The organism is Orbaceae bacterium BiB (assembly GCA_036251205.1).
Lineage (GTDB): Bacteria > Pseudomonadota > Gammaproteobacteria > Enterobacterales > Orbaceae > Orbus > Orbus mooreae.
Genome location: CP133958.1, coordinates 1,129,350 through 1,143,469, shown reverse-complemented (window position 1 = coordinate 1,143,469; position 14,120 = coordinate 1,129,350). Strand labels below are relative to the sequence as shown.

General features: G+C 35.7%; 15 protein-coding genes. 12 read left to right on the top strand and 3 right to left on the bottom strand.

The genetic code is table 11. From position 1 onward, the window contains the following. The first annotated feature begins 148 nt into the window (after window positions 1–148). The 7 genes from RHO11_05370 to RHO11_05340 are packed head-to-tail and all read left to right on the top strand — an operon-like array spanning window position 149 to window position 6,943. Complete coding sequence (locus RHO11_05370) at window positions 149–994, top strand: ComEC/Rec2 family competence protein (GenBank protein WVD62549.1); 846 nt, start codon at window positions 149–151, stop codon at window positions 992–994. After that, the gene (locus tag RHO11_05365) at window positions 991–2,472 is read left to right on the top strand and encodes a DNA internalization-related competence protein ComEC/Rec2 (protein WVD62548.1); all 1,482 of its coding nucleotides are present in this window, start codon (window positions 991–993) and stop codon (window positions 2,470–2,472) included. The genes RHO11_05370 and RHO11_05365 overlap by 4 nt, the downstream gene beginning before the upstream one ends. Window positions 2,473–2,515: 43 nt before the next feature. Further along, complete coding sequence (gene msbA, locus RHO11_05360; GenBank protein ID WVD62547.1) at window positions 2,516–4,270, top strand: lipid A ABC transporter ATP-binding protein/permease MsbA; 1,755 nt, start codon at window positions 2,516–2,518, stop codon at window positions 4,268–4,270. 21 nt (window positions 4,271–4,291) lie between these two features. Beyond that, on the top strand, window positions 4,292–5,266 hold the full coding sequence (lpxK, locus tag RHO11_05355) for a tetraacyldisaccharide 4'-kinase (protein ID WVD62546.1): 975 nt from the start codon (window positions 4,292–4,294) through the stop codon (window positions 5,264–5,266). A 27-nt stretch (window positions 5,267–5,293) separates the two neighbouring features. Further along, window positions 5,294–5,482, top strand: a complete 189-nt coding sequence (locus RHO11_05350; GenBank protein WVD62545.1) for a Trm112 family protein — start codon at window positions 5,294–5,296, stop codon at window positions 5,480–5,482. Then, window positions 5,479–6,240 carry a 3-deoxy-manno-octulosonate cytidylyltransferase gene (kdsB, locus tag RHO11_05345; protein ID WVD62544.1) on the top strand — a complete coding sequence of 254 codons (762 nt, stop codon included), beginning with the start codon at window positions 5,479–5,481 and terminating at the stop codon, window positions 6,238–6,240. The genes RHO11_05350 and kdsB overlap by 4 nt, the downstream gene beginning before the upstream one ends. A 10-nt stretch (window positions 6,241–6,250) precedes the next feature. Continuing rightward, window positions 6,251–6,943 carry a DUF2461 domain-containing protein gene (locus RHO11_05340; GenBank protein ID WVD62543.1) on the top strand — a complete coding sequence of 231 codons (693 nt, stop codon included), beginning with the start codon at window positions 6,251–6,253 and terminating at the stop codon, window positions 6,941–6,943. 33 nt (window positions 6,944–6,976) lie between these two features. Here the strand turns inward: RHO11_05340 and RHO11_05335 are convergent, their stop codons facing one another. Next, window positions 6,977–7,639 (bottom strand): MarC family NAAT transporter, encoded by a 663-nt coding sequence (locus RHO11_05335; protein WVD62542.1) that lies wholly within the window; start codon window positions 7,637–7,639, stop codon window positions 6,977–6,979. A 512-nt stretch (window positions 7,640–8,151) separates the two neighbouring features. Between RHO11_05335 and RHO11_05330 the strand changes: the two genes are divergently transcribed. Together RHO11_05330 and RHO11_05325 are read left to right on the top strand one after the other, a co-directional pair. Beyond that, window positions 8,152–8,448, top strand: coding sequence for a transposase (locus RHO11_05330; protein WVD62541.1), 297 nt, complete (start codon window positions 8,152–8,154; stop codon window positions 8,446–8,448). Beyond that, a complete protein-coding gene (locus RHO11_05325) occupies window positions 8,445–9,287 on the top strand; it encodes an IS3 family transposase (GenBank protein WVD62540.1) in 843 nt (280 codons plus the stop codon). Before RHO11_05330 ends, RHO11_05325 begins: the two co-directional genes overlap by 4 nt. Here the strand turns inward: RHO11_05325 and RHO11_05320 are convergent. Further along, entirely contained in the window at window positions 9,276–10,019 is a 744-nt protein-coding gene (locus RHO11_05320; GenBank protein WVD62539.1) for an integrase arm-type DNA-binding domain-containing protein, read from the bottom strand. The two genes, RHO11_05325 and RHO11_05320, sit on opposite strands and share 12 nt — an antisense overlap. A 646-nt stretch (window positions 10,020–10,665) precedes the next feature. Between RHO11_05320 and RHO11_05315 the strand changes: the two genes are divergently transcribed. Beyond that, window positions 10,666–10,896, top strand: a complete 231-nt coding sequence (locus RHO11_05315) for a DDE-type integrase/transposase/recombinase (GenBank protein ID WVD62538.1) — start codon at window positions 10,666–10,668, stop codon at window positions 10,894–10,896. A 374-nt stretch (window positions 10,897–11,270) separates the two neighbouring features. Here RHO11_05315 and RHO11_05310 read toward each other — a convergent pair. Further along, a protein-coding gene (locus RHO11_05310; protein ID WVD62537.1) for an IS3 family transposase occupies window positions 11,271–12,424 on the bottom strand; the annotation gives its coding sequence in 2 pieces (ribosomal slippage) (window positions 11,271–12,178 and window positions 12,178–12,424; 1,155 coding nt in all). Between the two features lie 3 nt (window positions 12,425–12,427). Here RHO11_05310 and RHO11_05305 point away from each other — a divergent pair. Then, entirely contained in the window at window positions 12,428–13,279 is an 852-nt protein-coding gene (locus RHO11_05305; GenBank protein WVD62536.1) for a tetratricopeptide repeat protein, read from the top strand. Between the two features lie 235 nt (window positions 13,280–13,514). Next, entirely contained in the window at window positions 13,515–14,060 is a 546-nt protein-coding gene (locus tag RHO11_05300) for a topoisomerase DNA-binding C4 zinc finger domain-containing protein (protein ID WVD62535.1), read from the top strand. Window positions 14,061–14,120 lie beyond the last annotated feature (60 nt).

The following is a 14,120-nucleotide window of genomic DNA, read 5'->3' as shown; positions in this document are numbered from 1 at the left end:
GTATTTATCATATAGCTGCAAACCCACCTTATTATTTGTGAGCATCTCAGCATATCTATTACGGATTTATCCTTCAATTGATTTAATCTGTTAATGTCTCAGTAATTATTGAATTAGCTAATATACTGATAGTATAAGTAGGTCAATTGTGCAGTATAAAGTCGCTTACGATCTCGGTTTACTCTGTTTCTCATTAGGCTGTTTACCATTACTTTTTTTAACAAAGTTACCATCCATATATAGTAGTTACCTTTTATTATTAATACTGACAATGATTGTTGGTATAAGTATTTTTTTTAGAAAAACGTTCTGGATTATATTGGGTGTTCTCGTGGCCAGCTTTCTATGGTCTACACAGCATGCAGTAAGTTATCTACAGACGGTCGAACAATATATTGATCAGAATTTAACTATGGAGGTAGTGGTGAAGACGATTAATCTTTTGCCACTAACAAGTATTGATGCGCCACAGGGACATTATATTGATTTTAGAATTCAGCGGATCAACGATCAATTTATCAATAGCTCACTAACAATTGCTCTATTTTGGAAAAATGCACCTTTTCCTTCTGCTGGGGAATTATGGCAAGTTAAAGTTAAAACAAAAGCGGTACACAGTTATCTGAATCAAGGTAGCTTTGACTCTCAACGTTTTGCTATGGCTAACCGCAAAATATTATTAGGGACAGTAGTCGAAGCATCCCAACTTAAGAACACAAAAAATTTTCGTCAGCAGTTAGTTGATAAAGCATTACCTTATATTAATTTATTTGATTATGGGGATATGATGCTCGCGTTAGCATTTGGTGAACGCTTTCGATTAACATCGCAACATAAAAATGTGATGTTACAGACAGGAATTGCCCATTTAATGGCAATTTCAGGTATGCATATTATGCTTGTCGCTTATCTTGGTAAAAAAGTGATGAGGGGATTGCAATTTTTTTACCTATTCGCTTTATCTATTATTGGCTGCCACTCTCCTTTAGTTTGATACTTGCAATATGTTATGGATGGTTATCTGGGTTTAATCCACCCGTAATAAGAGCTTTACTGGCGTTATCCTTATGGCAGATTTTATCATTAAAAAAAATATTCTTAAGTTCATGGCAAATTATTAACCGTATTATTGCTATATTACTTTTTATCGATCCTTTTATGATATTAGCAGAAAGTTTCTGGTTATCCTGTTATGCCGTTATATGTTTAATTTTTATTACACATTGGTTTCCTTCCAAGAGTAGTAAGTATCCGCAACAAACCTATTTATGGCAACTGGTAAAATTACAATGCTTATTAACTTTATTGCTACTACCAATTCAATTCCTGATATTTAATGGTATCAGCGGTACATCCATTATGGCTAATTTAATTGCCATTCCGACTATCTCATTTATTACGTTTCCAGCAGTTTTACTAATGTTGCTAATGAGTTTTTTTGACTTTTTTTACTTAGCGATTTGGTTTGGAATGATTGCCGAAAAATCTATATCAGGACTATTTATCCTTTTAACACAACTATCTGGTTATTGGTTTGCTATTGCAGATGGTTTTTATTTGCTAAGTGGGATTGGTTGGTTAATGGTGATTATTTGGCAAACAATGTTGTGGCGTAGTTACCTGTTATCGTTGATTGTCGTGATATTGATTGCACTTTCTCCGATGATTAAACGACAATCATATAATTGGCGAGTAGATATGCTCGATGTTGGTCATGGTTTAGCTGTAGTAATAACAAAAGGTAAATCAGCTATAGTGTATGATACTGGAGCAATGTGGCAAAATAGTAGTGCTGCTGAACTGATTATTTTACCATTTTTACAGTGGCATAATCTTACTGTAGAAGGCATTATTATCAGTCATGAACATAATGATCATATTGGTGGCTTAGCAATTTTAAAACAATACTTTCCAAATGCCTGGTTAATGAGTTCTTCTAACCGACTCTCAAACAATTATATCTGTACTAGTGGTAATCAGCTTAGTTGGCAAGGATTACAGTTAGCTGTGTTATGGCCAAACAAAGTCCTAGACGATGTGGATCAATCAGCAATGAATGCACGATCATGTGTCATTCGTATTAGTGATAATAGATATTCTATTTTATTAACAGGGGATTTAGAGAGAAAACAGGAGGAATTATTGGTATTGGATAAAAATAAAATATTATCTTCTACCATACTACAAACTCCTCATCATGGTAGTAATACATCATCTTATTATCCTTTCTTAGCAAAAGTAAATCCAGAACTTTCATTGGCTTCAGTCGCTCGTTATAACCCATGGAAACTACCATCCAATAAAGCATTATCTCGCTATCAAGATCTTAATCTGTCGTATCGTCTAACCAGTATATCAGGACAAATTTCAGTATCATTTTATGATAAAAAATGGCTACTTGAGACTATGCGAGAAGAAATAAAACCACGTTGGTATCATGATTGGTTTGGTGCTTTGCCTAATTACAGGTAAAATAGCCATAATTTTAATTAAGATTGTCGATAGAGATTATATTGTGAATGAACAAATTTTAGATAAAGATTTATCAACTTGGGATACATTTAAACGATTATGGCCGAGAATCGCACCATTTAAAGCCTATTTAGCGATTGTTGTTGTTTGTTTAGTGATTAATGGGGCTTCAGATACCTATCTTTTATCATTAATCCAACCACTATTAGATGATGGATTTAGTAGTAATGATAGATCATTTTTATTTAATTTAGCGTTTATTGTTTTAGTGCTATTTTTTATTCGAGGCGTCTCCAACTATGTTTCAGCCTATTTGCTCGCTTGGATATCGGGCAAAATCGTGATGGGGATTCGGCAGAGTTTATTTGCACATTTTGTTTATTCACCAGTTAGTTTTTTTGATAAAAATTCGACAGGACGATTACTGTCGCGTATCACTTATGACTCTGAGCAAGTGGCTGCATCTTCAGCAGAAAGTTTGATTGTAGTGGTTCGTGAATCGATCTATCTAATTGGGTTGATTGGTGTCATGTTTTATAATAGTTGGCAGCTCTCTTTAGTTTTGCTAATTATTGGGCCGATTGTGGGGATCTTGATTTCTATTATCTCTAAACGGTTTAGAAAACTCAGTAAAAATATTCAAAACAGCATGGGAATGGTGACCGGTAGTGCAGAACAGATGTTGAAAGGGCATAAAGAAGTTTTGATTTTTGGTGCACAAGAGACAGAAATCAAAGGCTTCGCCAAGGCCAGTAACCACATTCGTCGACAAGCGATGAAAATGGTCTCTATTTCAGCATTATCAACACCATTTATTCAATTAATTGCTTCAATTGCGTTATCTTTTATTCTGATTATGGCCAGTTTCCATGATGTGGTCGATCTTACACCTGGTCAATTTACCGTGGTATTTTCTGCGATGATTGCGTTGATGAAACCACTAAAAGAGCTGACAAATGTAAATGCACAATTTCAACGCGGAATGGCTGCTTGCCAAACTATTTTCCATCTATTCAATTCACCATTAGAGAAAGACGAAGGTAAACTCGTATTAGAAAATGCAGCCGGTGAAATTGAATTTAGAAATGTCACATTTACTTACCCAACTCGAGAAACTCCTGCACTTGTTAATGTCAGTTTTAAAGTGCCTGCAGGTAAAAGTATTGCTTTAGTTGGACGGTCAGGATCTGGTAAATCAACGATTGCAAGTCTATTAACCCGTTTTTATGATATTGAACAAGGTGAAATATTTATTGATGGTGTAAACATTAAAGAATATACGTTAGCCTCATTAAGAAATCAAATCGGTTTAGTATCGCAAAATGTGCATCTTTTCCACGATACGATTGCTAATAATATCACTTATGCAAGAGCAGGACAGTATACTCAAGAACAGATTGAGCAAGCCGCAACTCATGCTTATGCGATGGATTTTATTCGTGATTTAGATCAAGGGTTAGATACTGTCGTTGGTGAAAATGGTGTATTGCTGTCAGGTGGACAACGTCAACGCGTTGCGATTGCTCGAGCATTACTACGAGACAATCCGATTCTTATTTTAGATGAAGCGACTTCTGCTTTAGATACTGAATCAGAAAAAGCGATTCAATTAGCTTTAAATGAACTACAAAAAGACAGAACGTCACTCGTCATTGCCCATCGATTATCTACAATTGAAAATGCAGATGAAATTTTAGTTGTGAGTGATGGACGTATTGTTGAAAAAGGAACTCATAAAGAGTTAATTGGACAAAATGGTGCTTATGCTCAGTTACACCAACTTCAGTTTAGTGAATAGATAACATAGGAATGGTACTCGATGCTTGCTAAAATGTGGTCTGGACAAAATAAGCTATATTGGTTATTTGTGCCATTATCATTTCTTTACGGTTTATTAGTGTTTTGTCGTAAAAAATTTTATCAATGGGGTATTTTCAAATCTTGGCAAGCTCCTGTTCCGGTTGTGATTGTTGGTAACTTATCTGTTGGTGGTAATGGTAAAACGCCATTAGTCATTTATCTTGTTGAGCATTTAACGGCTAAGGGGTATCAAGTTGGAGTTGTTTCAAAAGGCTATGGCGGAAAAAGCGATCATTATCCACTCATTGTTTCGGAGCAAACATCAGCAAGCATTGTTGGTGATGAACCTGTTTTAGTTTATCAACGAACACATGTTCCTTTTGCTGTATCACCTAAACGTAGTGACGCTGTACAATTACTTTTAAAAAATTATCCTATCGATATTATTATTACGGATGATGGTTTACAACATTACGCATTAAAACGTGATATTGAAATTGTTGTGGTTGATGGAAAGCGGGGATTTGGTAATGGTTGGTATTTGCCTGCGGGCCCAATGAGGGAAACTTCGTCTCGTTTAAAATCAGTTGATTTTGTTGTTATTAATGGACCGTCGGAACAACATTATCAAGATGCTTATACTATGACACTAGAGCCTCATCAAGCTATTAATCTACTAACTCAAGAGTGTAGACCCGTTAATGAACTCAAAGCCGTTTCCGCAATGGCCGGAATCGGTGATCCGAGTCGATTTTTTACGATGCTTGAAAAAAACAATGTTGAGCTCATCAAAACAACGGCATTTATGGATCATCAGGATTATTCACAAGAGCAGTTGTTAGCGTTAGCTGATCCTCAGCAAGTATTACTAATGACTGAAAAAGATGCGGTAAAATGTTCTGCCTTTGCGCAGAAAAATTGGTGGTATTTACCTATTGATGCTAAATTAACCGAATTATTTCTAGATAATTTATTAATAAAACTTAATAAATAGAATTGATTAAGAAAAGGTACCTATGTTATGAAAGAAAAATTACTCTCTACACTTGCTTGCCCAAAATGTTTTGCCGTAATGAATTATAATCAACAAGAACAAACATTGACTTGTGTTGCTGATAAGCTAGTGTTTTCTATTATTGATGGTATTCCTGTACTAATTGAAGATGAGGCTAAATCATTAAATTCGACTGAATCAGAGGTTACTCTATGAGTTATACCGTTGTTATTCCTGCTCGCTATGCTTCAACTCGATTACCGGGTAAGCCATTAGCCGATATAGTCGGTAAACCAATGGTTATTCGCGTTATGGAACAAGCAAAAAAATCAGGCGCAACACGTGTGATTGTTGCTACCGATAATCAACAAGTTTTTGATGTTGTCTCATCTTATAATGGTCAAGTTGTTTTAACGAGTGAAAAACACAACTCTGGTACTGAGCGATTAGCCGAAGCTATTGAAAAATGTGGCTTTAGTGATGACGAAGTGATTGTTAATGTTCAGGGTGATGAACCCTTAATTCCACCAACAATTATTGATCAAGTGGCGAATAATTTAGTACAGTTTAATACAGGAATGGCGACCTTGGCGGTACCTATCGACTCGGTAGAAGAAGCTTTTAATCCTGGTGCGGTTAAAGTCGTGATGGATAAAAATGGTTATGCTCTCTATTTTTCTCGAGCGACTATTCCATGGGAACGAGATCGTTTTGCTAAATCTAAAGATTTAATTGGCGACTTTTATTTACGCCATATTGGTATTTATGCCTATCGAGCCGGATTTATTCGTCGTTACATTAATTGGCAGCCATCACAATTAGAACAAATCGAGATGCTAGAACAATTACGTGTACTTTGGTATGGTGAAAAAATTCATGTTGAAAAAGCGAAAGAAGTTCCAGCGATTGGGGTTGATACACCCGAAGATCTAAAAAAAGTTAGAGCAATTTTTTTGGCAAATAAGGCATTATAGGAGATAAACGATGGCGGAATTTACCGGTTTTTCTCAAGCGGGACTAAATTTTTTACAAAATGTAAAGGTTAAAAATAGTCGAGAGTGGTTTCACGAAAATCGTACGGTATATGATGAGCAGCTTGTTAAACCATTTCGAGCATTAGTTGAACAACTTTCTCCCGATATGTTAAAAATAGATCAGTGGTTAGAAACGAAACCCGCTATTGGTAAAACGCTATCGAGAATCAACCGGGATACGCGGTTTTCTCATGATAAATCCCTCTATCGTAGTCGGCTTTGGTTAACCTTCAAAAGGCCGAGTCGTGATTGGAAGGAAGCTCCAGCCTATTTTTTTGAAATTGCTCCAGATATGTATCGTTATGGTTTAGGCTATTATTGTGCACCAAAATCAACGATGGATATATTTCGCGATGAGATAAAACAAGATCCTGAAAAGTTTCAAAAGATGATCCGATGCGTAAAAAAACCATTTGAATTAGTTGGTGACAGTTATAAACGTTCTTTAACGAAAGATTTACCTGATGATATTTTAACTTGGTATAATCGCAAAAGCTTTGCTGTGATGGTTAGCAATCCTCAAATTGAGGATATTTTTGATAAAAATTTAGCGACCATCTTATATAAAGGCTTTAAACAAATATCACCACTCTATGATTATTTGATGAAAGTTGAAATGATAAAAAACATTCCAACACTATAAAATAAACAAGGGCTTTCATAATTAGTCTAGTCATTAAATCGTTGGGTATAGGTGAATCAACTCTAAAATACCGTTGATAACAAACTGGGTCCCCATGCAGACTAATAAAAAGCCCATTATTCTCGATGCTGCTTCAATCCCACTCTTACCAATTAAGCGCATGATTGTTCCCGCACTGCGCATACAAGCCCATAAAATAAGACACAGTAGTAATGGCACTAAAATTGAGGCCGTATAAATAACCCAAGGCGTAACATCATAGCCGCCGGTTTGCACGGTAGAAGCCATACTAATTATCATTGCAATAGTTCCCGGCCCCGCAGTACTTGGCATCGCAAGTGGAACAAAAGCGATATTATTTGACGGCTCTTTTTTCTTAGCATCGGCTTCAGGTGTTTTGTGAACAGGTTGTTGTGGAAATAGCATTCTGAAACCAATAAAAGCGACAATCATTCCACCCGCAATTCTTAATCCAGGAATGGATATCCCAAATGTTTTCATCACAACTTGACCACAATAGAAAGATATGACCATGATGATAAAAACATAGATACAAGTTAAGTTTGATTGACGATTTCTTTCGTCATTGGTCATATCACCCGATAGACCCAACAATAATGCGACCGTAGTTAATGGATTTGTTAATGGAATAAACATTAATAAACCAAAACCAATAACTTGGAGTAATTCGATCATAATCAATTATTCTCTATATTTTATATATTAATAGTAGTGTTTAATTCTTTTCAAATAGCTAAAAACCTAAGTTTACAAACGCTAATCATCGTTAAGATTGATTCATTATAACAATATGTAATAAAAAAACTTGTACTTTTAGCCGTTTTTTATTTTATTTAGTAAATAAGTGTTAAATCAATTCTCAAGTCTCTCGCTATAAATTAGAGTAATATGAATTATCACCCTCTATAATATCTCATAATCGAGTTATACCTTATGATGTTCGCAATTTGTCTCATCAGAAGAGTGAGCGATCTCAAAAAAATAGCATAGGAAAATATACTTATTATCAATGAGTTTGTATTATCTTTTAGTGTCTTTATGTTGTTATCAGGTATTGTTACGGCTAATGCAGCTGTTAATCATTCAGCTCCTTATCGAATTCAAGAAGTTAATCTGGATAGGCTACACTAATTCATACAGTTTTTTTAGGGGGTAAGGTAAACTTATCACTAAAAGAGGAAATAAATATGAATACAGTCAAACGACCTAGACGAACATTTAATGATGATTTTAAACAACAGATGGTTAATTTATATCAGCATGGTAAGTCACGTAGTGAGCTAATAGCCGAATATGATCTCACACCATCAGCATTAGATCGTTGGATTGCTCAAGCCACGCAAAGTGGTTCATTCAAAACAAAAGATAATCGTAGCCTAGAGGAGCAGGAATTAATTGCTCTACGCAAAGAGCTTAAGCAGCTTCGTATGGAAAACGATATCCTAAAGCAAGCCGCACTGATAATGGGACGAAAATCGCAGTGATCCAAGCTTGCCGACATCGCTACTCGTTGCAGTGGTTATGTAGATGCTTAGGTATATCAAGGCATTATTTTTATTATCAGTGCAAAAAAAATGCGTATCAAAGAAGATTAAAATACGCCCAACAGATCTTAACGATTTTTAATGGTAGTTATCAGTCTTACGGAACAAGAAGAATACGGCAAGCACTGTTAACTGAAGGGATAAGCGTCTCTCGTCGTTATGTTGCAAAAGTGATGAAATCATTATCGCTAAAGTCAAAATACACCCAAAAATGTTACAAAAACAATAACAAAAACGTTAATTCCGTTACTATAAATAATGTATTGCAACGAAATTTTACAGTAGGAATGAAAGCCACCGTGATTGTTGCTGATTTGACTTATATAAAGGTCGGTAAAAAATGGAATTACCTTTGCGTATTACTTGATCTTTCAGCACGAAAAATCGCAGGCTATCGTGTTGGACAACATAAAACAGCAGAGCTTGTTATGTCAGCATTAAGCCAAATTAAAGCGCCTTTATCGTCAATTGCGTTATTTCATTCCGATAGAGGAAAAGAATTTGATAATCAATTGCTTGATGGATGTTTTGACCTGTTTGGGATCACCCGTTCACTAAGCAATAAGGGATGTCCTTACGATAATGCCGTGTCAGAAGCAACATTTAAGACAATTAAAACTGAGTTTGTAAAAAATACAACGTTTAGCAATACTAGGGAGCTACAACAGCGTTTCTCTGCTTATGCGTATTGGTATAATTATAAACGACTACATTCGTCATTGGGATATATGACGCCTGTTGCATTTAATAAACAGCTCCCCCTTAATTTAGTTGTATGAAAATGTGTAGACATTCCACCGTGTTCCTTGATAACTCCCTAAACCAACCAACAACTCAGGCAACTCCTTAAGCGACAAACAAGGATTCATTCCCCGCCCACCCTCACTAGGAAACGCCAACTCACCTAAATAAAGGGCAGGGTTCAACGGCACCTCACCCAAAACCACCGCATAAGCAAACAACTCCTTCAGCCAAGTTCGAACCTTCTTTGCCGCAGCAAAAGCACCTCGTTTCTCAATACCACGCTGCACCGCTAACACATCTGCCCGCGTAATACTCACCAATGGCTTATCACCCAACAACGGCAAAATATCCTGCTCAAAGGCACGCTCAATCTGAATAACCGTCGAGGCACGCCCCCCATGCTTAAACTCACGGGAAGCCACCATCTCCAAACGTTGCAATTTAAACGCCAACCAAGACCGTGCAAACACCCGAAAAAGCATGCAGCCAAACGTAGGTGAACGTGACTGCCGCCGAAAAGTACGCGGATCAATCCCTTTACCAAGCAACGCATGAGCCTCTCGACACAAAATTCTCGCCTCAGAAAGCCCTACCGCAGGAAACACCCCCAAAGAAATCCGGCATTGTCTACCTTGCCAAGAAAACCGAAAATGCCAACTTTTGCGACCATTACAAGCCACATACAACGACAAACCCAGCCCATCTGCCATCGAATAAGGTCTATCGGCAGGTTTAGCAAAACGTACCTCAAAATCCTTCAATGCCATCAACATTCACCAACGCAATCAGCACACCCAACGAAACACCACTATAGTCACACACAGGCGAAGAAGCAAGCGCGCAAAGGCATTCATACCCAAACAACCGATGTACTACCCAAACTCAAATGTACAAAAAAGTGTACTAAATTAATAAGGCTGGAATAGCAAAAACAGCATTGATGAAAAATAAAATGAATAAAAACAGAGAGATAAAGAAAATAAAACAAAAAATGAAGCGACTTTTTTATATTTGATTTTATAGTCTAACCAATTGAATCTTAAAGAAAATATTGACTTTAAGGATGAAAATGGAGCGGGAAACGAGACTCGAATTTTATATATAACCTGCTGTTATTAATAAATATTATTTACGCTATATAATTAGGTGTACTAGAAAGTGTACTAAATTTATAACGCTGTGAAATAATAACAGATACAGAGTAAAAAACAATATCTCAGATAATTCTATCTTTTTAGGATTTTCGAATTAATAGCATAAAGTTAACCGATGTTTTATATTATTATAGTGATGAAAACCAACAAAATATATCAATATCAGCGCTATCAGTCCTCCATTATTAGTTATTGTGTATAGCTATATTATCTTTTTCCCCTACCGTGATATTGAACTTATTATGATGGGAAAAGTATCTTGGTTGCTTATGAATCTATTTGTTATTGGTGTGTGAAGTTTGGTGCGCTTTATTCTAAAAACATCAAAAAGCGAAGTATTATGGTAATGATGTTTATCTTGATGAGATTTTTTTGTAATATCAATGGCAAGTTTGTTTATCTATGGCATGCTGTTGACCAAAATGGTCAAACGATTGATGTATTAGTTCAAGAAAAAAGAGATAGAAAAGCAGCGCAACGGTTTATTTAAAAGGTGAGGAAAAGCATAAAGCAGATCTATCACCGAGACAATCATCGATAAGCTTAAAAACTATATTATACTCATTAAAACTATACTTTCTAAAACTCCACATGTTACCCAACAATATGAAAACAATCGTGCTGAAAGTTCACATCAGCAAACAAGACTATGAGAAAAGAAAATGTGTCAATTTAAATCAGTAAAACAGGCGCAATTTTTTTATTGTGTTTTGGCAATATCTACGATTATTTTCAATTGCGTCAGGTAGTTATGTTCAGCCAAAACTTTTCGGACTTTAGCCTCTCATCAATTTCAAGAATGGGATACTATTACCCAAATTGCGCCTAAAATTCAAAATTAGAAGCTTGATCCTCGCCAAAATATTAGACAGTGCTCGCCTCTATAAATGTGTTATTTAGATAATACTGATTTTCATATTGCTGAGGCGATATCCAACCATTAGTTGAATGACGACGAACACGATTATAATAGATTTCAATATATTCAAATAGGGCTTTATTCGCATCCTCCCGAGTTTTGTAATCACAACCATGAATAATGTGCGTTTTTAATGTATGAAAAAAACTTTCAGCTACCGCATTATCCCAACAATTGCCTGCTCGACTCATACTTTGACTAAGTCCATACTGTAACAATAATCGCTTAAAATCAGCACTGCAATATTGGCTTCCTCGGTCGCTGTGAAGTAATACACCCTTTGGAAACTGACGACGGAATAAGGCATTTTTGAGTGTGTTACAGACTAAGTGCCTATCAATCCGCGAGCTCGTTTGTCGTCCAATCACTTTTCGCCCGAATAAATCAATAATCACACAAAGGTATAGCCAGCCTTCACCGGTTTTGATATACGTGATATCGGTCACCCAAACACGATTCGGTTTATCAGGATTAAACTGTCTATCTAATGTATTTGGCGCTACATCATGAGATAGGCTTGGCGCTGCTAGATAGTTAAATTTACGGGCGACTTTACTTCGTAAGCCTAATTTTTGTAATACTCGACTTACTGTTCTTTCTGAGACATCATAGCCCTCATCTCGGATATCGTGTACTAAGCTTGGTGCACCCAAACGCGCTTTATGCCGCCAATAGAGTGCCTTGACGTTATCAATCAGCGGCTGTGATTTCGGTGTGCGTTTTAACCAAGCGTAATAACCGGGCACGCTGACGTTTAATAGGCAACAGGTTAAACGTACCGGATACGACGATAAATACAGTTTCATATACTTGTACTTCACCGACTTGGATGGTTGATGAAGTACACATGCGCCTTTTTTAGGATTTCATTCGCCATTTTCAGTTCTTTATTTTCTTTTTCTAGAGCGATAATTTTTTGCTGCTCAGCCGTTAACTCGCGTTTACTGGTTTTACCTGGATTGATTTGCCTTACCCATCTATCAAGGGTTGATTGACCAATGCCAAGGTGATTTGCAATATCGGCTAGCGAAAGATGAGCATTCGATAAGGCATAATCAACTGATTGTTGTTTGAACTCAGTACTGAATTTTTTGACCATGATATGTTCTCCTATGATTTTTATTTATATCATAGAGGTGACATTTGTCTATTTTTTTGGCGAGGATCAGGATGCCGTGAAAGAGGAAACGGTAGTTTCCTTCTTTATAACTCATTTACTGATTGTTTGATCACCATCGATAAGCAATTGGAACGGCCTAATCATGGGGTTGTCGTAAATAATGGTTATTTCAGTATAGAAGATTGGCATTTCAATAATGAGCTATCAGGTAGTTTTTATGTTTTTGATAATCATGGAAATGCTATATTCAATAAAAATTTTTCTGCTAATATTATTAACAGTTCTTTATCTTCAACAGGAAATTTAGCTGTATGCCAAACAGCTAATAGTGATAATGAAGATGGTAATAAATTATTTTTATTTGATGTTCAAAATAACAAACAATTATTTTCAATATCTCCAGTTAGCTGGGCTGATAGTTATGAGTTTGATGAAGAGAAAAAATATCTGATCGTCAATTTTAATGATATAGGAAAATTTCGTTATAATATTCAAGGGATATTTCTTGATATAAAAGAGTTTCAAGAGGCTCGCCTAAAGTCAGATAGATATGATGTAATCATTTTCACAGCCGAGGAAATGCTCAAAGAGTCTAATTTACCGTTGGAAAAAACAAGAAAAATCCTTGATGCTATTATTAAAGCAAGAAAAATTGGGGCTGATAGTAATCAATCATGGAAGGCTTTAGCATTAAAAGTACAAGGATTGGCCTATGAACTTTTAAGTGAGTATTCGAAAGCTATTGCTGTATATGAAGAGGCGTTAGAAATAAATCCTAAAATTGGTGTGAAAAGAAAATTAGCTTTTTTGAAAAAAGAAATTTTTGTAAAATAATTTATTTGTGCAACTCACACCTGTATCTCTTTAAACGAGGCAGGTCAGATCAAACTTTAATGGTCAACTAAAACTGGTGTGGTAATCCCCCCTAAAAATAATAGGTTAGAGTTGATTAGCTTATTCCAATATACTTACTTTTCTAGGGGAAATATTATTTATACTCACTACTATTGCAAAATAGCCATAAATAAGGCAATTTAATGGTAGGTTATAGATAACTAGAATAATAAATATGAATAAATTTATCCAATGTAAAACCTGTGAAGGGCATTATGTGATACGAGACGGTAAATATGGGGTATTTGCAGGTTGTTCCCATTATCCAGTTTGTAAATCAACGTTAAAGATCCCCGAATTAGTTTATGAATTCATTCGTAAATATGGTATCAATATTTATCAATGGCAAAAAAAGTGTTGGAAATGTCAGCAAGAAACGCCGGTCTATTCGTATTATTTGTATTACGAGCTCTCTGAATTAGATCCATTTTTTTTCGTATTACATGGGATTGGAGTCGGAGATATTTCCAGTATTGATCGTCTGCTTAGCTTAAATGTACCAACTGTTAAAATGAAGTACAGTAAAACACTCAATGAGCATTATATGGCCAATGTTTGTCTTCATTGCGAGGCAATCCAAGGCCATAACTACGTGGTCACCGATCCTCATGAAATCATTAATTCATTATGGCATCATCATGATATGGACAACTATTTCTTTAAGAACTTAAAAATTGATGCTAGTACATTATTAAGTGAATTAAAAGAATGTATGGAATGAAGTCATAATGGTAATATTTCTGCTGCCATCAATGGCTTTGACCCGTATATAATAAATTAT